Below are 22,692 nucleotides of genomic sequence, written 5' to 3'. Positions count from 1 at the left end.
TTTATCTTGCGACAAGGTTTTAGTTGAAGGGCATTGTAGGTTATCATAAGCCGCTTTTACTATCATTATTAGAGTCTTTATGCCGATTACATCTAAATATACTGACGAACAAGTAGAGAAAATTCTTGCAGAAGTCGCCATGGTCCTTGAAAAACATGGTTCCTCTCCTGAATTAACGCTAATGATTGCCGGAAATATCGCAACCAATGTCTTAAATCAGCAAGTTGCAGCTTCACAACGCCAAGCGATTGCTGAAAAATTTGCGCAGGCACTGATGTCTTCATTAGACACACCAAAAACACATTAATAACGGATAATTAGACACATACATGGTAGACAGCGGAAATTCATACGGCGAACGTGTATCTCGACTGGTTGGTTGGGGACATTGGTTTGCATTCTTCAATATCGTTGCTTCGATGTTGATAGGCACACGTTACATTGTTCAGTCACCTTGGCCTGAGACACTGCTAGGTCAATTCTATCTAGCGATGTCCTGGGTTGGCCATTTCGGCTTCCTAGTGTTTGCGCTCTACTTACTCGTGTTGTTCCCGTTAACCTTTATCCTGCCATCAAGAAAGCTGTTTCGCTTGGTGGCAGTGATATTTGCCACAGTCGGACAGACGGCTTTGTTGGTCGATACTCAAGCGTATCAGTCAATCAACTTACATTTAAATCCGGTTGTTTGGGAATTATTATTCAGCGATGATAAAAGTGCACTGAGCTCAGATCTCCAACACCTGTTTGTCGTGATGCCACTGATTTTCCTCACTCAGCTTGCACTGTCTGAATGGGTGTGGAGAAAACAACGCAAGCTTTCTCATAAGCATATTGGCCGTCCATTAGCGGGGCTGTTTTTCGTCAGCTTTATCGCAAGCCATCTGGTGTATATTTGGGCCGATGCTTATTTCTACAATCCAATTACTAGCCAACGTTCTAACTTCCCGTTGTCGTATCCAATGACGGCAAAAAGCTTTATGGAAAAACACGGTTTACTTGACCGTGAAGAATATTTACAACGATTGGCCGAGAATAAGGGCAGCTCAGAGCTTGTTAACTACCCGATTGAACCGCTTGAATTTAACCGCAGAGTCAATAAACTCAACGTGCTGATGCTTAGTGTCAACAATTTGCGCGCAGATGCCCTCAATCAAGAAGAGATGCCGAACCTGTATCAATTCGCGCAGAGCAGTCAAAATTTCCTTAATCACTATAGTTCAAGTAACGACTCCCATGGTGCGTTCGGTTTGTTCTACGGTTTACCAACTAGCTATGCATCAAGTATCGAAGCGCAAGGCGCATCCCCTGTCCTACTGAACGTACTAAAAGATCAAGGTTATAGCTTCGGTCTGTTTAGCGGCAACGGCTTTGAGGACGATCTCTACCCTGAAATCATTTTCAGAGATCTTCGCTTAGCGGACAAACTCGATGGCACACAAGCTCAAACCGTTCAGCAATCGGTTGATCATTGGAATACATGGTTAACTGAAAATGCGAAACAACCTTGGTTTAGCTTTATCGAAATTAATACGGTTGATAACTTCGAATCGAGCTCTTCGACAGATAAAGAAATGCCAGCAGGTGAACGATTCAAAAAAGCGTATGAATTTGCCGTGAAATCGGCTGACAAAACCGTTGGGCAAATCATCAGCGATCTTGAGGCAGCTAACCTACTTGCGAATACAATCGTGATCATTACCTCGAACCACGGTAGTGAATTCAATGAAACGAACACCAACAGTTGGGGTGCTAATAGCAACTACAGTCGCTACCAATTGCAAGTGCCGATGGTGATTCATTGGCCGGGTAAAGTTCCTGGAGAGTTTAAGCACAATACTAGCCACCTAGACCTTTCTGTCACTTTACTGCAGGACATGTTGGGCGTTTCTTCTAACCCGAATGATTACAGCAGCGGTCGCAACTTGTTCGATGAAAGCCGCCGTCGTTGGATTCTTGCTGGTGACTCTCGTGAGCTAGCTTTAATTACTGATTCTCAAACAACGGTAATAGACAAGTTCGGTAACTACAAACTGTACGATAGTCACTATAAACGCTTGCGCGATGAGTCACCAAAACTGCCCGTGTTAATGCAAGGTTTGACCGAGCTTCAGCGCTTTTACACAAAAGAGAACTAAAGCGAAAAGTGGACAAGCGCCACAACAACTAAGACAAATATGCAATATAAGAGAGCTTCGGCTCTCTTTTTTTTCATCAAATTCTGCCCAACCCCAGTTCACATACATTAGGCAATTGATATCTGAGCAATTCATAACCGAGACCAATAACTCTAATATTGAAGCGTGATTTGAATGTAAATTTCGACAATAAATTCATAATTGTTAAGCAGAATTGCAAATCCCCGACTAGGCTTATACATAGAGAAAGGCTGTGATCGAAAGATTCATATCCACCGCTCTCCGTTGTATCGAACCCATTGTCCACAAAGCAAAATCTTTGGTTCTGCCAAGTTTATAGGTGATGCGAGTTTATAGATTGCGCGAACCAAAAGAGATAACAGGACGTACAACTCTATACAGCAAGAGCACGAAATAGGTGGTTAAGCCTGCATCAACGTTCGTCGGTAGACTGACTATTAAAGGGGAAAGCGACATGAGTATTTTCGACCACTATCAATCAAGATATGAAGCTGCTAAAGATGAAGAAATGTCGTTACAAGAGTTTTTGGCTCTGTGCAAGGATGACAAAAGCGCTTACGCAAACGCAGCAGAACGCCTATTAATGGCGATTGGGGAGCCGGAGGTAATTGATACCGCTAAAGATCCAAGGCTAAGCCGGATCTTTTCGAATCGTGTTATCTCGCGTTATGAAACGTTTAAAGATTTCTACGGCATGGAAGATGCCATAGAACAGATCGTCTCGTACCTAAAACATGCGGCGCAAGGCTTAGAAGAACGTAAGCAGATTCTTTATTTACTTGGCCCAGTGGGTGGCGGTAAATCCTCACTCGCGGAAAAGCTCAAAGCCTTGATGGAGCAAATGCCGATCTACGTCCTTTCCGCAAACGGACAACGCAGTCCGGTGAACGATCACCCGTTCTGCTTATTTAAAGCCACGGAAGATGGTGAAATCCTCAACAAAGAGTACGGTATTCAACAGCGATACCTACGCTCGATTATGTCACCATGGGCCGCAAAACGTCTGCATGAGTTTGGTGGTGATATCACCCGCTTTAAAGTGGTGAAAGTGCGCCCTTCCATCTTGGATCAAGTTGGGGTAGCGAAAACAGAGCCTGGTGATGAGAACAACCAAGATATTTCGTCTCTAGTGGGTAAAGTCGATATCCGTAAACTGGAACACTACTCTCAAGATGACCCAGACGCCTACAGCTATTCTGGTGCCCTCTGTAAAGCCAACCAAGGCTTGATGGAGTTCGTTGAGATGTTCAAAGCGCCAATCAAAGTGCTGCACCCATTACTTACTGCCACTCAGGAAGGTAACTTTAATGGTACAGAAGGGCTTTCTGCTATCCCGTTTGATGGCATGATTTTGGCTCACTCAAACGAATCAGAATGGCAAACATTCCGTAACAACAAGAATAACGAAGCGTTTCTTGACCGTGTTTACATTGTCAAAGTTCCGTACTGTTTACGTGTGTCAGAAGAAGTCAAAATCTACAAAAAACTGCTTGAAAACAGTGAGCTATCAAAAGCGCCTTGTTCACCAAGCACACTAGAGACGTTGGCACAGTTCAGTATTCTTTCCCGCTTAAAAGAGCCTGAAAACTCGTCTATTTTCTCAAAAATGCGTGTTTACGATGGCGAGACACTTAAAGACACCGATCCAAAAGCGAAAAGCTATCAAGAATATCGAGATTACGCGGGTGTGGACGAAGGGATGAACGGTCTGTCGACTCGTTTCGCCTTTAAAATCCTGTCGCGTGTATTTAACTTCGACCAAGCAGAAGTGGCGGCCAACCCCGTACACCTCTTCTATGTCATAGAACAACAGGTCGAAAGAGAACAATTCCCTGCTGAAACCGCGGAAAAATACCAAGAGTTTTTGAAAGGTTACCTCGTTCCACGTTATGTCGAATTCATTGGTAAAGAAATTCAGACAGCCTACTTGGAGTCTTACTCTGAGTACGGCCAAAATATCTTTGACCGCTATGTCACCTATGCAGACTTCTGGATTCAGGATCAAGAATACCGCGATCCGGAAACTGGACAGCTATTTGATCGTGCCTCTCTCAACTTAGAGCTTGAGAAAATCGAGAAAACAGCTGGCATCTCAAACCCTAAAGATTTCCGAAACGAAATCGTTAACTTTGTGCTTCGTGCGAAAGCGAATAACAATGGTCAGAACCCAGTTTGGACCAGCTACGAAAAATTGCGCACAGTCATTGAGAAGAAAATGTTCTCTAATACCGAAGAACTGCTTCCAGTGATCTCATTTAATGCGAAAACCTCTTCTGAAGATCAGAAGAAGCACGACGACTTTGTCGCTCGCATGATGGAAAAAGGCTATACCGAGAAGCAGGTTCGCCTACTTTCTGAGTGGTACCTACGAGTACGTAAGTCATCCTAACCCATTGTTGAGTTAGGTCGCTTGTGAAACATGAAGAGGGCTATTTCATGGCGCAATTTATAGACCGAAGGCTCAATGGCAAAAATAAGAGCGCTGTTAACCGACAGCGCTTCTTGAAGCGCCATAGAGAGCAAATAAAAGAGTCCGTGGCAGACGCAGTGAATCGACGCTCGATTACAAACACAGAAACGGGCGAAGACGTCGCCATCCCGCATAAAGACATTACAGAGCCAATCTTTCACCAAGGTAAAGGGGGGCTGAGAGAGCGTGTGCACCCAGGTAATGACCAGTTTATTACCGGTGATAAGATTGAACGTCCTAAAGAAGGAGGACAAGGCAGTGGCTCTGGTGAAGGTCAAGCAAGTCCCGATGGTGAAGGTCAGGATGAATTTGTATTCCAAATATCAAAAGACGAATACCTCGATATCTTGTTTGAAGACCTTGAGTTGCCGAATCTTGAAAAAAACCAAATCGCGAAAATAACTGAATGGAAAACCCACCGAGCGGGCTTTAAAACCGCAGGTATTCCATCCAATATTGCCGTAGTTCGTTCCCTTCAACAGTCGCTTGCACGCAGAACCGCAATGACGGCAGGTAAAAAACGTCTTCTTAACGAACTGGAAGAGGAACTGACACGTATTAAAAATATTGAGCCAGCACAACAGCTTGAAGAAAATCGACTCAAAAAGGAAATTGAGGAGCTACGAGCCAAAATTGCTAAGGTTCCATTTATTGATACATTCGATTTACGCTTCAAAAATTACGAAAAACGTCCGGTGCCGTCCAGCCAGGCTGTCATGTTCTGTTTAATGGATGTGTCCGGTTCTATGGATCAAGCAACCAAAGACATTGCAAAACGCTTTTATGTGTTGCTGTATCTGTTTTTAACTCGTACTTATGAGAACGTCGAAGTCGTGTTTATCCGACACCACACTCAGGCGAAAGAAGTTGATGAGCAAGAGTTTTTCTATTCTCAAGAAACTGGTGGCACTATCGTATCCAGTGCGCTGAAGCTGATGAAAGAAATCATCAAAGAACGCTACCCTATTGGGCAATGGAACATCTATGCAGCTCAAGCGTCCGACGGTGATAACTGGGCTGATGACTCACCGCGGTGTCGTGAGCTGCTAGTAAATAGCCTATTACCAAATTGTCAGTATTATTCGTACATCGAGATCACGCGTCGTTCACACCAAACTTTATGGCATGAGTATGAAAAACTCACTGAGGAGTTTCCGAACTTCGCCATGAAGAATATTCGCTCAGTGGAAGATATCTTCCCTGTCTTCCGAGAACTCTTTCAAAAAGAATCGGCGTAAGGAGGCTGGCGATGAATACTTTCACGAAAAAAAACGCGGAAGAAGCCACTAAGAAGCGCAACAGCAAGTTACTACCGGATGGTCCAGACTGGACATTTGAACTCTTAGAACGCTATCACAAGGAGATTAAACGCGTTGCGGAGCATTACCGTCTTGACACTTACCCTAATCAGATAGAAGTGATCACATCCGAGCAGATGATGGATGCATACTCAAGTATCGGTATGCCAATCAATTATAATCACTGGTCATTTGGTAAGAAGTTTATTCAAACTGAACAAAACTATAAGCATGGTCAAATGGGGCTCGCTTATGAGATTGTAATTAACTCCAACCCTTGTATTGCTTACCTAATGGAAGAGAACACCGTTACCATGCAAGCGTTGGTCATGGCACATGCATGCTATGGTCACAACTCGTTTTTTAAAGGCAACTACTTATTCCAAACTTGGACAGATGCCAGCTCAATCATCGATTACTTGTTGTTTGCCAAAAAGTACTTAGCCGAATGCGAAGAGCGGTATGGGGTTCAGGAGGTAGAGAAACTGCTCGACTCCTGTCATGCATTAATGAATTTTGGCGTTGATCGCTACAAACGTCCTGAAAAAATCTCGATAACCGAAGAAAAAGCTCGTCAAGAGGAGCGAGAAGCCTACCTACAATCACAGGTCAATGAACTGTGGCGCACCGTTCCTCAAGCAAAAACGAAAGAAGAGGACATGAAAGAGCGCTTCCCAAGCGAGCCTCAAGAGAATTTGCTGTATTTCTTTGAAAAACATGCACCGCTTCTCGAACCTTGGCAACGAGAGGTCGTGCGAATTGTGCGTAAGATAAGCCAGTACTTCTATCCACAAAAACAAACACAGGTAATGAACGAAGGTTGGGCGACCTTCTGGCACTACACAATTCTTAACCATCTTTACGATGAAGGGTTAGTGTCAGAAAAATTTATCCTAGAGTTCTTACATAGCCATACGAGCGTCATCGCTCAGCCGCCATACAATAGCCCTTATTTTAGCGGTATCAATCCTTACGCGCTTGGGTTTGCTATGTTTACCGACATTAAACGTATCTGTGAAAACCCAACGGATGAAGATAAGGAATGGTTCCCTGATATCGCAGGCTCAGATTGGCTGGACACTGTGCATTTCGCGATGCATAACTTTAAAGACGAAAGCTTTATTAGCCAATATTTGTCACCGAAGTTAATACGCGACTTTAAACTGTTTGCCATCAAAGATGATGATCATAAGAACTTCATTGAGATATCCGCCATTCATGACGAAATGGGTTATCAGCAGATCAGAGAAAAGTTAGCTTCCCAGTACAACCTCTCTAATCTCGAGCCGAACATCCAAGTGTTTAATGTCGACGTACGAGGCGATCGCTCGTTAACATTGCAATATGTTCCTCACAACCGAATTCCTTTAGATGACAGTTATGAGGAAGTATTAAAACATGTGTACCGACTCTGGGGCTTTGACGTAATTTTGCAGGAAGTAAAAGAAACTGGTCACAGAGAGACATTGGCAATGTGTCCAAAACAGAAATCAAACCAATACGAACGTTAATCTCGTTCTTTGTAGTCTATACTTGCGCAAAAGGCTCCGAAAAGGAGCCTTTTTACTTATATTTATAAAAATCGACGGCTTACACAAACTGGGCTAGAACAGTCGAACGCACTTATCTTTTAGCGATAATCGCTCGTACAGCTTCTAAGTCAGCTTGAGTGTCGACGCCTGCTGCTGGTGCTTCTTTGGCGACCGCCACGTGGATTTTTTCGCCGTACCAAAGTACTCGTAGCTGCTCCAAGCACTCAATTTGCTCAAGTGCACTCGGTGCCCAGTTGATGTAGGTATGGATAAATCCTGCACGATAAGCGTAAATGCCAATATGACGCATCAGTGGGTTAACAATCTTGTTGCCTTGTTCCGCGAAATTGTCACGATCCCAAGGAATCGTTGCTCGGCTGAAGTACATAGCATACCCGTTTGCATCCGTGACTACTTTCACCGCGTTAGGGTTAAACACTTCGTCTTCTGAATCAATTTCTACAGCCAATGTTGCCATTGGCGCGTCACAAGCAGCGAGGTTCTCTGCCACTTGGCGAATGATTGACGGTGGGATAAGCGGCTCATCCCCTTGTACGTTCACCACGATATGTTCGGCAGGTATCGACATCTTATCAACCACTTCGGCCAAGCGTTCTGTGCCTGATTCATGGTTGGCTGACGTCATACAGACTTTACCACCAAACTGCTTTACTGCTGCGGAAACACGCTCATCATCGGTCGCAATGATCACATCATCAGCGCCTGCTTGCATTGCTTGTTCATGCACCCACTGCACCATTGGTTTACCACCAATATCTGCCAGAGGCTTTCCCGGCAATCGACTTGACGAATAGCGAGCAGGAATAACAACAGTAAAAGACATTAGCGGCCCTCATCCATGCTCATGGTACGAGCTTCTGGCTCTAGCAGTACAGGAATGCCCTCTTTGATTGGATAAGCAAGGCGATCCATTTTGCAGATCAGCTCTTGATTATCTTTATCGTACGTCAACTTACCTTTGCATACAGGGCAAGCTACAATCTCAAGCAGACGGTGATCCATAAGTCGCTTTAACCTCTTTTATTCTATTTAAAATTCGCTCTGCATCGCGTGTATCCAATTGAGCAGAGACGGGAAGATACCACCAGTTAGCCTGCGCATAATGGTGACACTTGACGGCATCTTTTTCAGTCATAATGACATTCGCTCCTTGCAAAGCTAATGTCTCTAATTCTTGCTGTTCAAAATCTTGGTGGTCAGCAAAACCCTTAGTGAGTTTAACATCCGCGCCCATTTCATCCAGTGTATTAAAAAAGCGTTGTGGATGCCCAATCCCAGCAAAGGCAACGAGCTGCTTTAACGTTGCAACGTCAGCCTGCTGGGCTGTAGCTAAGTTGATCGCTTTCTCTGGTGCAAGTGACATCGCAATCTCACCTGGATGTGCTTGCCCGCCATTGGTAATAACGAAATCAACTTCATTCAGCCTCTCGACAGACTCGCGTAAAGGACCTAAAGGAATTAGGTTCTGGTTACCAAAGCGTCGATTACCATCAACAATTACCAGTTCAATATCTCGTTCGAGTGCATAGTGCTGTAAGCCATCATCGGTAATGATAATGTCGACACCTTCAACCATCAGAGCTTTAACCGCATTAGCACGCACGGGATCCACTGCCACTGGCACTCCGGTTCGACGATGAATTAGTTTAGGCTCATCGCCACAATGCTTCGTCGGTGTATCTGAGTCTAGGACCAATGGATAGTGTGGCGCTTTCGCCCCATAACCACGCGAGACAACCCCAGGTTTGTAGCCCAATTGCTGTAATTGCTCCACCAGCCACACCACGACGGGCGTTTTGCCATTGCCGCCAGCGGTAATGTTACCTACGACAACAACAGGCACCGGTGCACGATACGCCCGCTTTTTCCCCGTTTGATATTGCTTGCGCTTTGATTGGCTAATCGCACCGAACAGCAAACTCAGTGGCCACAAAAGCGGCCACAAAAGATATTTTAACGGATGGTTTTCAAACCAAATCTTTTCAACCACGACGATTAAGCACCAAATTGAATTCGGTGAAGTTGGGCGTATTCCCCATCTTTTTTGATAAGGTCAGCATGATTGCCTCGCTCAACAATCGAGCCGTCATCCACCACCAAAATTTCGTCTGCATTTTCAATGGTTGATAAACGGTGCGCAATCACCAGTACGGTTTTGTCTTTTTGTAACTCGTCCAGCGCAGCTTGAATAGCTCGCTCTGACTCGGTATCCAATGCAGATGTCGCCTCGTCCAAAATCAATACGGGCGCATCACGAAGTAACGCACGAGCAATCGCGATTCGTTGACGCTGACCACCGGACAGACTCGCGCCATTTTCACCAATCATGGTGTCGAGCCCATTTTCCATTTTGTTGATAAATTCCATCGCATGAGCCAACTCAGCGGCTTTTTCAATATCACTGCGCTGGAAGTTATCTTCCGTCGCATAGGAAATATTATTCGCAATAGTGTCGTTAAATAAGTGAACGTTCTGCGATACCAGCGCAAACTGTTGACGCAAGTTCCTTAATTCATATTCACGAATATCACGCCCATCTAACTCGATGGACCCGCTGTCAACATCGTAGAAACGGTTAAATAAGTTCGCAATAGTGCTCTTACCAGAACCAGAACGCCCCACCAACGCAACTGTCTTACCGCTTGGTATATCAAAACTGACATGTTGCAAAGCGGGCTTCTCTGACCCTTGATAAGTAAAGGTGACGTCTTTTACTGAGATATCACCGTTGGCGCGCTCAACAGTGTGCTTACCTTCGTTTTTCTCCGGTTCCAGATCAATTAATGAAAATAACGTTTGGCTTGCTGCCATACCACGCTGGAACTGCGAAGTCACATTGGTCAACGCTTTTAACGGACGCATCAAACCAAACATTGCCGAGAACACAACCGTAAAGGTACCCGGTGTCAATTGCTCTTTAATTGAATCGATACTCGCTAAGTAAAGCACTGCAACAATGGCAATCGATGCAATCATTTGAATGATAGGGTTAGCAGCGGCTTGTGCCGTCACCAACTTCATACTTTGTTGGCGCATTTGGTTACTGACTTTTTCGAAACGCTCACGTTCTATGTCTTGACCACCGTAACTCAGCACTACTTTGTGACCTTTGAGCATCTGCTCGGCGGATGCCGTCACATTACCCATCATGGTCTGCATATTTTTAGAGATTTTTCTAAAACGCTTAGAGACAACGCCTATCCCCCAAGCAACAACAGGAGCGACAGCGAACAACACTAAAGAAAGTTGCCAGCTGTTGTAAAACATGAGCACAAGTAAACCAATGATACTCGCCCCTTCACGAACAATGCTCACTAACGCTTTACTCGTTGCCGCTGACACTTGTTCTGAATCATACGTAATCCGGGATAACAGACTGCCAGTTTTCTCTTTGTCAAAGTAAGATACTGGCATGTGCATGAAGTGGTTAAATACCATGCGTCGGATCTGCATAACCACATTACCGGAAACCCAACTCAAGCAGTAATCAGAGACAAACCCACTGGTACCCCGGATAAACATCATGACAAATATGATCAACGGAAGCGTACGTAGGAAGTCAGATTCCGCGCTGCCAAAACCTTCATCCAGCAAAGGTTTCAGTAGTGAAATCATATAAGTATCTGTGACTGCATTAATGACTAATGCAATGATAGCAACGATAAGACCTGCTTTATAAAGGCGAATATATAACCACAGACGCTTAAACGTCTGCCAAGTCGTTTCATCAGTATTAATCGACATAGAAGTGCTTTATTTTCTTACATTAAGACTCTTATTCTACTCCCTTACGCAGCATCTGCCTATACCATGGTTCAAATGTATTACTGCGTTTCGTTTTTAAAACCCAATTCTCTTTATCAACACGAATGCTCACCTGCCCTTTTTCTCCCGTATCCAACCAAGTCGAACCGCTTTCTTTATACGCCGCTACCACAGAAGGTGCAGGCATACCCCATTGATTATTTTTCGCTAGAGAGGCAATCGCAAGGCTCGGACTGACCGCCTGAATAAACTTAGGGTTAGAGGAACTTCTACTGCCATGGTGAGGAACGAGCATGATGTCACTGCGTAATTTGTCCGGCTCCCTAAGTAATATCCACTCGCTGATCGCTTCAATATCCCCGGTAAATAACATAGTGAATCCAGAAGTAGGGTCCTCCAATTTAAATACGCAAGAATGTGGATTGTAAGCACGCTTTACTTGTTTGGGTGGCCAAATCACGTTTAGCCTCAGCCCTTGCCACTGCCACGCTTCTTTACTGTTGCACGGTTGGTAACCAAAAAAGTTCTGGCTGCTACGTTTATGCGTGGGAGCAAAGTTCTCTTCGACAACAAAACGTCCACCCGCATGATCGTTATCAGAGTGACTGAGTACGAACGTATCGATCCGCTTAATGCCTCTTGAATGAAGCACAGGCGTTATAACTTGGTCGGCGATACTGCCTCCTTGCCATGATTTTCCAGTATCGTACAGGAGGATTTTACCTTCTTTTTCAACCATGACCGCTAACCCATGACCCACATCGAGAACGTCAATTTGCCAAGTGCTTTGGCTCCGTTGAGGAAGAAGGTGAAGAGATAGCACTACCGCAGATACAACCAACCAAGCGCGATAAGGCATGAATCGTTTCACCAACACACTAATACTGATGAAAACGACGAAAAGCGCCATTTTCTTACTCAAAGGTAACCAAGTGCCGACCGCATATTGGATGGAGTGGTTCAGCGGCCACAACGCTGCATCAAGAAGTTCCCATAAATAGATCGCAAACGATGGCACCAATAGAGAGGCAAACACGGCCGCAAACATCACTGGCACAACCACAAAGCCAAACCACGGAATAAACACCATGTTATAAACAAGTGATGACCAGCTAAAACCAGAGAAGAAGTATCCACTAACAGGAATTATAAAAAGGCTCAGTAACAGTTGGCTGAGGAGTAATACGCGCAGTTTTGCTAATTTGGTGGATGCAGTGCGCTGTACTGCATTGATCGCGAACAACACTGCGCCAACTGACAAATACGATAACCAAAAGCTCATGCTGTACGATGCAAAAGGCTCAAACAACAAGTGTAACGAAACCGCTAAAAGCACTACGCGCCAGGGACTCCAGTGCACTAATGAAAACTTAAGTAAAACGTACAACATACACACTGACACGGCTCGAATGGTTGGCAAAGAAAAATCCGCCAACCACGCATACGCTACGGCTGCCACTAATCCACTCATCGATGGTAAAAAGTGATAGCGAGGTATCACATAACGAATGGCAGACCCAACCATGGTGCCGATCCCAAATGCCATTCCGATATGCAGCCCCGAGATCGAGATCAAATGTAATAGCCCGCTATCTCGAAGTGCTCGCCAGTGCTCATCAGATAGCCAGTCCCGTTCGGAGAAAGCCAAGGCACTGATCAGTGGAAACTGTGATAAATGGCGTATTTGCTCTGTCACCTTACTAATGATCGCTTGGCGCAGAGAGTAAGCGCTTCGAATGGTCCAATGCGCATCGTCCGCAGCCGTTGCGCGCGCGATTATCCCCCTTCCCATGGACTGCTTCTCAGCATCAAATCCCGCTTCATTCCTCAATCCAATAATGGGTTTTATGGTTGCAGTTGTCGTAAACTCGCTGTTAACTGGCAGTATAAAAGGCGAGATAAAACGGACTTTAGGTTTAAGGAAAGGTAACAGCTTTTGAGAATTGACCTGGTTTACTGTCACAATACCTTCAAAACCGTGACTTATTTGCTTAAAAGAGCTGTTAACCTTACCAGTTATGGTAATATTCTCTTCAGCTTGAAAAAGGGCTTGTCTCTGATGATCTGTTACATTGCCATGGACAACAATAACCAAAAAGCCGGAAATTGCGCCTATGCTAATTAGGCCACGACGCAATTTAATGATTAAGCCAATCGCCACGACTCCCAACGGCAGCCAATGTTCGTCTGGTATCGTCAGCCACCATGCTGACGATATAACAGTGGTGACAAATAACACTAAGGTCCAACTTTTTTCTGAGAGAGTCATGCTGTCCTATGCCTAGAAAGCTGATAAAACGCTTCATGCCTGATCACGAATTAATCAAACGCCAGAAAGCGTTGAAGGTCTTCGGCAATGTGCTTTACAACCCCAACCTATGGTGTTTAAACCGTCGCTCAGCTTCGGGGGCTTTTGCCGTGGGTTTATTTATGGCGTTTGTGCCGCTACCAAGCCAAATGATCATGGCGGCAGGTCTTGCCATTGTTTTGGGGGTGAATCTCCCCCTTTCTGTTGCGTTAGTTTGGATTAGTAACCCAATTACCATGCCTGTACTGTTTTATTTTGCTTACAAAATTGGTGCCTTAGTCTTACATGTCCCCCCTCAGCCATTCCATTTTGAGCTTTCTTGGGAATACCTGATGCAACAAATGCACACAATAGGACCGCCTTTTTTCCTAGGATGTATGATTTGCGGTGTGATATCCGCCATTGTTGGCTATTTTGGCATTCGTGGCTTGTGGCGCTATTCTGTTGTACGCAGCTGGCAAAAACGCAATATACTCAAACGAAGCTAATATGCAGGTTTTCAGATGTGGGTTGGGGCTGAAATGGCAGCAATTCTGAGAAAAGATGCGAGAAGAATATGAAAAGTTGTGAGCTGTACCAACATATATCGTGATAGCAATTGAACAAGAAAAGGACCGAGCTCGGTCCTTTTTCATATCATGAATACAGCGTTAGTTTTAAGCCATTGCCTGCGCGGTACACTGGTTGGTTAACATTGGCTATCTCAGTGAAGATTAAGGCTGATCCGTATTTAGATTATTTTGCACTCAATACGGAAGCGGGATTCAACTTCGCGGCCCGAGAAGCCGGATACCAGGTCGCAACTAAGCTCAATATAATGGCGGTACCAGAAACTAAGCCAACATCCGCCCAATGCAATTGAGAAGGCAGGAAATCAACAAAATAGATGTCTCCCGACAAAAAATGGTGTCCGACTAAATGCTCTAACCCTTTGATTATTGGCGTGAGATTCAGCGCAACCAAGACACCAATGATGCTGCCAGCAATACTGCCAAAAACACCTGAAAACACGCCTTGCCAAACAAAAATACGCTTGATCAACGCATCTTTGGCGCCCATGGTACGTAAAATCGCAATTTCTGCGGCCCGGTCTTTCACCGCCATCATTAACGTGGAAACAATATTAAAACACGCCACACCAATCACCAGAACCATGACTAGATACATAATCGTTCGTACCAGCTGTATGTCACGGTACAAAAAGCCAAATTGCTGCTGCCAGCTCTTCAAGTAAACATAAACGTCAACCAGATTACCGACTTCTCTCACGATTGATGGAGCATTGAGCACGTCATCGGTTTTCAATGAAATCCCCGTCACACCATCATCTAATCTCGCGTATTGCTGAGCATCAGACAGTGGTACCAACGCCAGAGAGTGATCGATTTGACCATTCAAGGTCAAAAAGCCCGTCACTTTTACACGAACACGCTTTGGGGCTTGGACATTCGTTGAACCACCTGTTTGTGGGATCATCAACGTAATGTAATCACCAATATCCACGCTTAATTCATCTGCGACACCACGTCCCAAAATGACTTGTTGTTGGCCCGGATGAAAGTTTTGCCAAGCTTGTGGATCAATGAAGTCAGACAGGCTCGACACGGCTTGTTCATACGATGGTTCAACGCCGCGAACTTCAATGGCTTTTAGTTTACTGCCCTTTTCAGCAAGACTGGTAAAGCGCACATAAGGCGCAGCGGCAACGACATGTTCGTGTTTCAGCGCCTGGTGCATGGTTTGCGTATAGTCGTAGAGAGGCCCTTCTACGCCCTCCAATTCACCGTGAGGAATTACCGATAACACGCGTGATTGCAGTTCACGCTCAAAACCATTCATCGCTGACAAGCCAATGATGATCACTGCGACGCCGACGGCAATACCGATGGTCGAAGAGAGTGAAATAAACGACACCATTTTGTTTCGCTTTTTTGCGCGACTAAAACGACCACCGATCATTAATGCTAACGATGAAAACAAATCAGTTCTCCTCTGTAGTGAGCGCAGTATCGAGCTGGTCCACCAGCAAACCATCTTGCATATGCATTTGACGATCCATTTTGGCAGCCAATTCATTGTCATGAGTGACAACAAGAAACGCGATGTTCGATTCTTGGTTAAGCTCACGCATGAGATCATAAATCGCCAGTGCCGTTTGATGGTCCAAATTACCGGTCGGTTCGTCGGCGAGCACCAGATCAGGCTTATTCACCAATGCACGGGCAATCGCAACACGTTGGCGCTCTCCCCCCGACAATTCTGATGGCCTGTGATCCATACGGTGAGCCAGCCCGACCTTCTCCAACAGTGCTTGTGCTTGAGCTTTTGCTTCGGATGCTCTTTCGCCACCAATCATTAACGGCATCGCCACGTTTTCCACGGCGGTAAAATCGGCCAGCAAATGATGAAACTGGTACACAAACCCTAAGTGCTTATTGCGCAGCGCCGCTTGTTTGTTTGAGCTTAATGCAGACAAGTTGTGTCCCAAAAACTCGACATCCCCTTGAGTGGCATCGTCTAGCGCGCCTAAAATATGGAGCAAAGTACTCTTACCCGATCCCGAAGAGCCTACAATCGATACGAGATCTCCTTTTTCAAGCTCGAAGCTGACGCCTTTCAACACTTCGGTATCTAACGACCCTTCTCGGTATATCTTACGAATATCACGACATTCCAATAGTTTATTCATAGCGAAGTGCCTCAGCAGGTTTAACAGAAGATGCTCGGTAAGAAGGGTAAATGGTTGCAGCAAGGCTCAGAGCAATCGCCAATACAACCACTAATAAAATCTGAAATGAATCAATCACAATGGGCAATTGCCCACCAAAAGAAAACAAGGATGCGCCAGCAGATTCCAGCAGTGAGTTGAGGTTGAGTGATAACACCACGCCGACTAAACCACCAACAATAGCGCCGATCACGCCACTGCTTGCGCCCTGAACCATAAAAATTGCCATCACTTGGGTTTGCGTCATCCCTTGGGTTTTAAGAATAGCGACTTCCGATTGCTTCTCCATCACCACCATAATCAACGCAGAAATAATATTAAATGCCGCCACACCAACAATCAGACCCAGCATCAATCCCATCATGTTTTTTTCCATTTTGACCGCTTGGAATAACTCACCCCGCTGTGCTCGCCAGTCACTCCACTGCCAATCTTCAGGCAAAGGTTTATCAGCAAACTCAGTCACCATAAACGGGTCAGAGAAAAAAACGCGCCATCCAGAGACGGTATCTTTAGGCAAACGCGTCAGTCTGGCTGCATCGTTCATATTCACAATCATGAGCTGACCATCGACATCTGAACCGGTGTTGAATATGCCAGCAACGGTGAAGTTACGCTGACTCGGAATACGCCCAAATGGGGTAAACTGAGTCGCATTGGTCACCATCAAGCGCACTTTATCGCCCATCGATACACTCAGCGAACGTGCCAATCCTTGACCGAGAAATACGTTGTACTCCCCCGCTTGTAAGTTTTTCAATCGACCAGCAATCAAATGATTGGCAATCGGATCGCCTTTTTTCGGCTCGATTCCAACTAAGTAGCCTGCGGTCAGTTGAGCTGAACTTTGAATCACGGCTTCACCACGAACGATCGGTTCAGGTTCGGCGACATTAGACATGTGTCGAATGAATTCAGGCGCGGACTCTGATAGCGGTGTCTTGCCATCATGCTGAGAAACAACTGCATGTGGCAACACGCCGAGAATGCGTTCTTTTAACTGAGATTCAAAACCATTCATGACAGAAAGCACCGTCACTAATGCCATCACGCCAATGGTGATACCTGCGGTCGACATGTAAGAGACAAATCGGCTAAACCTATCTCCAGAGCGCCCCCGAAGATACCTAAAACCAATAAACAATGAGATAGGATGATACATATAGGAAAAACCAACTGGTTATCTATTCGTGCAAAAACTTGGGCACTATCTTACCCTACTCTTAAAGTGAAGAAGACAGGATAATCACTAAATTTGTCAACGAGATGCAATTATATGCCCATTATGTTGCTACATAGTCATGGTAAGTTTATCTGTACTCGGTGTTTAAACGCATTTTAAGTGTGAATCCACTTGAATATCAGCCTCACCTGCGCCAAAAAAATACAATCGAAAGTTAGGGTTAACTTGATAACTTCATTCAGTTAGCGATAATCAGAGACCCTCTTTCTGTATTGTGATTGATTCAGAAAGTGCTCGCTGGCAAAAGGACCCTCTACATGACAGAGCAAGAATACTTTACTGTTCACCACAATCTCACCATCAACGTGGAAGCGTTGGGTGCTGACGTTACATTGCCAGACGAAGCGACCTTTATTTCTGAAATTCCGGCCCCATTTATTGTAGCAAGTGAGTTCAGCCACCTGGACTTGTTAGCAGACAATGCTCGACTTGAATTAAAAAACAAAGATTTAAAGCACGTCATTAGCTTACTCGATACACAAAACGCGAAGCTCAACTTATTACTTAGTTTTATGCTTTCGCAGCAAGATGACACCATGCTCAGATTTCAAACCACGCAGTTTGGTGCCAGCAAACTGAGCTATCAAGCAGCAAACCCACTCGACGAGCAACAACTAGTTCGAGTAAAACTGTTCTTAGATCACCCTGCAGCCGCCATCTATTGCTACGCAGAAGTCGAAGCATGCGAACCTTCTGAACAAGGATTCGTCATCACACTTCGATATAAAATGCTCCGGGATGACGATCAGGATCTATTGATTAAAGCGGCCTTGCATCAACAGCAAAAACTATTGCGTCAGCGCTCAATGGAGCGAGATAAAAAATAACGATTATGACAACAGCAACCATTCTTTCCGTCACCAATCCGTCTAAACCGGGTGATAAAAAACAACTTGGTAATTTACCTGGTGCGGCACTGCCGATGGCGATAGCAGAACTGGCAAAACAACACCCAAGCCATACTCTGCTCGTCGTCCCAGACCCTCAATTAGCCTTAAAGCTACAAGCGGAAATCGAACAATTTACGCATCAACCTGTCAGCCTGTTTCCTGACTGGGAAACCTTGCCTTACGACAATTTCTCACCGCATCAAGAGATCATATCTGATCGTATTGCTCGCTTGTATCAGCTTCCGAACCAAACTGGCGGGATAACGATTGTTCCAGTCAGCACAATTCTGCAGCGTCAGTCTCCGCGAGACTTTTTGCTTCAGCACACATTGATGGTCAAAACCGGTGATTTGTTTTCATTAGAAAAACTTCGCGTGCAGTTGGAAAAATCAGGCTACCGCCACGTTGATCAAGTATTTGGGCCCGGTGAATACGCCAGCCGTGGCTCGATCCTCGATCTGTTTCCTATGGGCAGTGAGGATCCATACCGCATTGATTTCTTTGATGATGAAATAGATACCATTCGCACCTTTGATCCAGAGAACCAGCGCTCGATTGAAGACATAAAGCAAATTCAGTTGCTACCGGCCCATGAGTTTCCCACCACACAGGAAGCCATTGAAGAGTTTCGTACTCGCTGGCGCGCACAGTTCGAAGCTCGCCGTGAGCCAGAATCCATCTATATGCAGGTAACAAAAGGAACATGGCCAGCAGGTATCGAGTATTGGCAACCGCTGTTTTTTGAACACACAGAGACATTATTCGACTACCTACCAGAAAGCTCTCAGTTGCTCAGCTATGGTGATATTGAAGCTGCGGTTGATACGTTCTTAGCAGACGTTGAATACCGCTACGACCAGAAAAAAATCGACCCACTGCGTCCGCTGCTCGCGCCCCATGAGTTATGGCTCAAAAAAGACGAACTGTTTTCTCATATTAAACAGTTACCGCAAGCGCAGCTCAGCCTAGAAAAAGTCGTCAAACGCGCAGGCCGCGAAAACCTAGCGGTGCAATCCCTCGCAGAGCTTGGTGTTCAGCAACAAAACAAAGAACCACTTTCACGCTTACGCCAATTCAGCGAGCAATTTACTGGCAAGATTGTATTCTCTGTAGAATCAGAAGGCCGACGTGAAGCGTTAACTGAGCTGTTACAAGGCATCAAAGTTCGCCCCGTTTCGCATGGCTCTCTTTACCAAGCGTTGGATTCGAAAGATCGTTTTAGCCTAGTCCTTGGCGCCGCAGAACACGGTTTTATCCACGAAGAACTGAATTTTGCCCTCATCTGCGAAAGTGATTTGCTCGGTGACCGTGTCATCCAACGTCGCCGTAAAGATAAAAAAGCGGTCAACAGCGATACCGTCATTCGTCACTTGGCGGAACTCAAACCCGGTCAACCGGTTGTTCACATTGACCATGGTATTGGCCGCTATATTGGTTTGCAAACCCTCGAAGCAGGTGGCATGCAAACCGAATATGTGACGCTTGAATACCAAAACGATGCAAAACTGTATGTGCCCGTTTCATCGCTCAACCTTATCAGTCGTTATTCTGGCGGAGCTGAAGAGAGTGCACCATTGCACAAGCTCGGTGGAGAAGCTTGGGCGAAAGCTCGCCGTAAAGCGGCTGAGAAAGTCCGCGATGTTGCGGCTGAGCTATTGGATGTTTACGCCAAGCGAGAACTTAAACCGGGGTATAAATTTGCCTTAGATCGCGGCCAGTACGCGACATTTAAAGCCACATTCCCGTTTGAAGAGACCGACGATCAATCGATGGCTATTAATGCGGTGCTCTCTGACATGTGCCAACCGAAAGCCATGGATCGACTGGTTTGTGGTGATGTTGGTTTCGGCAAAACCGAGGTCGCGATGCGCGCAGCTTTTGTCGCCACCGACAACAGCAAACAAGTCGCCGTATTAGTTCCGACGACACTCCTAGCCCAGCAACACTTTGAGAATTTCCGAGACCGCTTTGCCAACTTACCGATTCGCGTCGAAGTGTTGTCACGCTTTAAATCAGCGAAAGAGCAAAAAGTGATCTTGCAAGATGTGGCTGACGGCAAAGTCGATATCGTGGTCGGAACACATAAGCTGCTATCAAGCGATATTAAGTTTAAGGATCTCGGCTTATTGATTGTCGACGAAGAGCACCGATTTGGCGTACGTCAAAAAGAAAAAGTAAAAGCAATGCGTGCAGATGTCGACATCTTAACACTCACCGCAACGCCAATTCCTCGTACGCTGAATATGGCAATGAGTGGTATGCGCGATCTATCGATTATCGCCACACCACCCGCGCGCCGTTTGGCGATCAAAACCTTCGTCCGTCAGCGTGAAGAGTCGGTAGTTCGTGAAGCGGTATTACGTGAAATCATGCGTGGCGGTCAGGTCTACTTCCTACATAACCAGGTTGAAACGATAGAGAAAGCGGCGGAAGATTTACAAAAACTGATACCCGAAGCTCGTGTCACCGTCGCTCATGGCCAAATGCGCGAACGTGAACTTGAGCGCATCATGAATGATTTCTATCATCAGCGTTTCAATGTATTGGTGTGTACAACCATCATAGAAACAGGCATCGATGTGCCTACCGCTAACACGATCATCATGGATCGTGCGGACAACTTAGGCTTGGCTCAGTTGCATCAGTTACGTGGCCGTGTGGGGCGCTCACACCATCAAGCCTATGCCTACTTGCTTACGCCACACCCTAAAGCCATGACTAAAGATGCAATCAAGCGTCTGGATGCCATCGCTTCTCTCGAAGATCTCGGTGCTGGCTTTACATTGGCGACGCACGATCTAGAGATTCGTGGGGCTGGCGAACTGCTTGGCGATGAGCAAAGTGGTCAAATTCAATCGGTTGGTTTTACACTCTATATGGAAATGCTAGAACAAGCGGTCCAAGCATTGAAAGAAGGCAAAGAGCCATCGCTCGATGAATTATTGCGAGAACAAACTGAAGTCGAAATGCGCATTCCTGCTCTATTGCCCGATGATTATATCCCAGACGTAAACACTCGACTTTCGATGTACAAGCGCATCGCCAGTGTGACGAATAGTGAAGCATTATCTGAACTCAAAGTCGAACTTATTGACCGATTCGGCCTCTTACCAGATGCAACCAAAAATTTACTCGCGGTTTCTGAGCTGAAATTTGCCGCAGGTAACCTGAAAGCCAAGAAAATCGAAGCTCATGATAAAGGCGGGTTTATTGAGTTTTATCCTGATGCAGAGATTAACCCAGCGTATCTAGTACAGCTCTTACAATCACAGCCGAAGAAATTCGCGATGGAAGGTCCGACTAAGTTCAAATTTAACGTCCCTTTAGCGGACCGACGTAAGCGCATTCAGTTTGTTCAAGATTTACTGAATGACTTTAAACAAAATTTAATCCCAGCGAGCTAATAATCGAATGAGAATACTGATCCCATTATTGCTTCTATGCGTGTCGATGCCTACTTGGGCACAACGTCAATTTGATATCGAATTGATTATTTTTAAACGCGTAGGAGACGCAGAGAGTACAAGCGAGTCTTGGTCCAGCCAGCTCCCAAAAATCGATATGACCAATGTCGGTAGCTTAGATAGCGATGCCTACCTTAGTGCAAAAGGCGCTGCTCTACTACCACGCTCTTCTTATCAGCTCAATGCTCAAGAAGCTGCATTAAACAGCCACGTAGGGTTTAAAGTACTTAAGCACGTGGCATGGCGACAAGGTGATCAAGGACAAGACAGTGCACCAATATTTCGCATTGTGGGTGGCCGAGATTTTTCCGGATCCTTTAACGCTGACGGCAGCAACATCAATCGCCCCTCGTCGACTATCGCTAACGCTGACGTCAATGCCACAGAAACGAATGAAACAGACGATGTTTACGTAGACGAACGCGACGTCAATGACAGCAACTTGGAAGAAACACGCTCTGAAGGAAACATGAGCAAAGCACTATATGAATTAGATGGTAAGTTTCAAGTGTACGTGCAGCACTATTTATTTGCAGATACTACTTTGGACTTGCGCGAGCCAAGTGTTCGTGAAGTTCGTTTCGAGGCAACACCTGATGAACAATTAGATGACAAGCTAGGAGCAGTCGACGGTAATGTCCAAGTGGGTAACCTAGCAGAAATTTCGCCGACGGTAACAGAAGAGAAGTTTCTCAAAACTTACCGAATGGAACAAAAACGTCGTATGAGAAGTGAAGAAATCCATTACCTAGATAGCCCTATGATGGGCGTGATCATCCAAATTCGTAACGTCGAATAATCACTCCCTCTTCGCACA

17 protein-coding genes are annotated in these 22,692 nt (G+C 45.5%); 9 read left to right on the top strand and 8 right to left on the bottom strand.

Going from position 1 to position 22,692, the window contains the following annotated elements:
• Positions 1-79 precede the first annotated feature (79 nt).
• From ONE56_RS04730 to ONE56_RS04710, 5 genes are all read left to right on the top strand, one after another.
• Complete coding sequence (locus ONE56_RS04730; protein ID WP_041156498.1) at positions 80-307, top strand: YejL family protein; 228 nt, start codon at positions 80-82, stop codon at positions 305-307.
• 22 nt (positions 308-329) lie between these two features.
• Positions 330-2,135: a DUF3413 domain-containing protein gene (locus ONE56_RS04725; protein ID WP_041156497.1), complete on the top strand. Its 1,806-nt coding sequence runs from the start codon at positions 330-332 to the stop codon at positions 2,133-2,135.
• A gap of 475 nt (positions 2,136-2,610) precedes the next feature.
• Complete coding sequence (locus tag ONE56_RS04720) at positions 2,611-4,545, top strand: PrkA family serine protein kinase (protein WP_041156496.1); 1,935 nt, start codon at positions 2,611-2,613, stop codon at positions 4,543-4,545.
• 47 nt (positions 4,546-4,592) lie between these two features.
• Positions 4,593-5,864, top strand: coding sequence for a YeaH/YhbH family protein (locus ONE56_RS04715; protein ID WP_041156495.1), 1,272 nt, complete (start codon positions 4,593-4,595; stop codon positions 5,862-5,864).
• A gap of 11 nt (positions 5,865-5,875) precedes the next feature.
• Entirely contained in the window at positions 5,876-7,435 is a 1,560-nt protein-coding gene (locus ONE56_RS04710; RefSeq protein WP_041156494.1) for a SpoVR family protein, read from the top strand.
• 112 nt (positions 7,436-7,547) lie between these two features.
• Here ONE56_RS04710 and kdsB read toward each other — a convergent pair whose 3' ends face one another.
• From kdsB to ONE56_RS04685, 5 genes are read right to left on the bottom strand one after another with little or no spacing between them, the layout of a single operon-like run.
• Complete coding sequence (gene kdsB, locus ONE56_RS04705) at positions 7,548-8,300, bottom strand: 3-deoxy-manno-octulosonate cytidylyltransferase (RefSeq protein ID WP_423840318.1); 753 nt, start codon at positions 8,298-8,300, stop codon at positions 7,548-7,550.
• Entirely contained in the window at positions 8,300-8,479 is a 180-nt protein-coding gene (locus ONE56_RS04700) for a Trm112 family protein (RefSeq protein ID WP_041156492.1), read from the bottom strand. Before ONE56_RS04700 ends, kdsB begins: the two co-directional genes overlap by 1 nt.
• Entirely contained in the window at positions 8,460-9,467 is a 1,008-nt protein-coding gene (gene lpxK, locus ONE56_RS04695) for a tetraacyldisaccharide 4'-kinase (protein WP_423840317.1), read from the bottom strand. The genes ONE56_RS04700 and lpxK overlap by 20 nt, the downstream gene beginning before the upstream one ends.
• 5 nt (positions 9,468-9,472) lie before the next feature.
• On the bottom strand, positions 9,473-11,221 hold the full coding sequence (msbA, locus tag ONE56_RS04690; RefSeq protein ID WP_041156490.1) for a lipid A ABC transporter ATP-binding protein/permease MsbA: 1,749 nt from the start codon (positions 11,219-11,221) through the stop codon (positions 9,473-9,475).
• A gap of 31 nt (positions 11,222-11,252) precedes the next feature.
• Positions 11,253-13,511 (bottom strand): DNA internalization-related competence protein ComEC/Rec2, encoded by a 2,259-nt coding sequence (locus tag ONE56_RS04685; protein ID WP_423840316.1) that lies wholly within the window; start codon positions 13,509-13,511, stop codon positions 11,253-11,255.
• Between the two features lie 8 nt (positions 13,512-13,519).
• On the opposite strand from ONE56_RS04685, the gene ONE56_RS04680 reads away from it, so the two are divergent.
• Complete coding sequence (locus ONE56_RS04680; RefSeq protein ID WP_041156489.1) at positions 13,520-14,038, top strand: DUF2062 domain-containing protein; 519 nt, start codon at positions 13,520-13,522, stop codon at positions 14,036-14,038.
• A gap of 247 nt (positions 14,039-14,285) precedes the next feature.
• Here the strand turns inward: ONE56_RS04680 and lolE are convergent, their stop codons facing one another.
• The 3 genes from lolE to lolC are packed head-to-tail and all read right to left on the bottom strand — an operon-like array spanning position 14,286 to position 17,440.
• Positions 14,286-15,530, bottom strand: a complete 1,245-nt coding sequence (lolE, locus tag ONE56_RS04675) for a lipoprotein-releasing ABC transporter permease subunit LolE (RefSeq protein ID WP_423840315.1) — start codon at positions 15,528-15,530, stop codon at positions 14,286-14,288.
• Between the two features lies 1 nt (position 15,531).
• A complete protein-coding gene (gene lolD, locus ONE56_RS04670) occupies positions 15,532-16,239 on the bottom strand; it encodes a lipoprotein-releasing ABC transporter ATP-binding protein LolD (protein WP_041156487.1) in 708 nt (235 codons plus the stop codon).
• Positions 16,232-17,440, bottom strand: coding sequence for a lipoprotein-releasing ABC transporter permease subunit LolC (gene lolC / locus ONE56_RS04665; protein ID WP_423840314.1), 1,209 nt, complete (start codon positions 17,438-17,440; stop codon positions 16,232-16,234). The genes lolD and lolC overlap by 8 nt, the downstream gene beginning before the upstream one ends.
• A 338-nt stretch (positions 17,441-17,778) precedes the next feature.
• On the opposite strand from lolC, the gene ONE56_RS04660 reads away from it, so the two are divergent.
• The 3 genes from ONE56_RS04660 to ONE56_RS04650 are packed head-to-tail and all read left to right on the top strand — an operon-like array spanning position 17,779 to position 22,674.
• Complete coding sequence (locus ONE56_RS04660) at positions 17,779-18,348, top strand: PilZ domain-containing protein (protein WP_331438187.1); 570 nt, start codon at positions 17,779-17,781, stop codon at positions 18,346-18,348.
• A gap of 5 nt (positions 18,349-18,353) precedes the next feature.
• Positions 18,354-21,815: a transcription-repair coupling factor gene (gene mfd, locus ONE56_RS04655; RefSeq protein ID WP_423840313.1), complete on the top strand. Its 3,462-nt coding sequence runs from the start codon at positions 18,354-18,356 to the stop codon at positions 21,813-21,815.
• A gap of 7 nt (positions 21,816-21,822) precedes the next feature.
• A complete protein-coding gene (locus ONE56_RS04650) occupies positions 21,823-22,674 on the top strand; it encodes a peptidoglycan binding protein CsiV (RefSeq protein ID WP_423840312.1) in 852 nt (283 codons plus the stop codon).
• The last annotated feature ends 18 nt before the right edge of the window (positions 22,675-22,692 follow it).

Source organism: Vibrio mytili (genome assembly GCF_049563345.1).
Classification (GTDB): Bacteria; Pseudomonadota; Gammaproteobacteria; order Enterobacterales; family Vibrionaceae; genus Vibrio; species Vibrio mytili.
The sequence above is the reverse complement of the archived record's forward strand: the minus strand, read 5'-3'. Positions and strand labels throughout refer to the sequence as shown.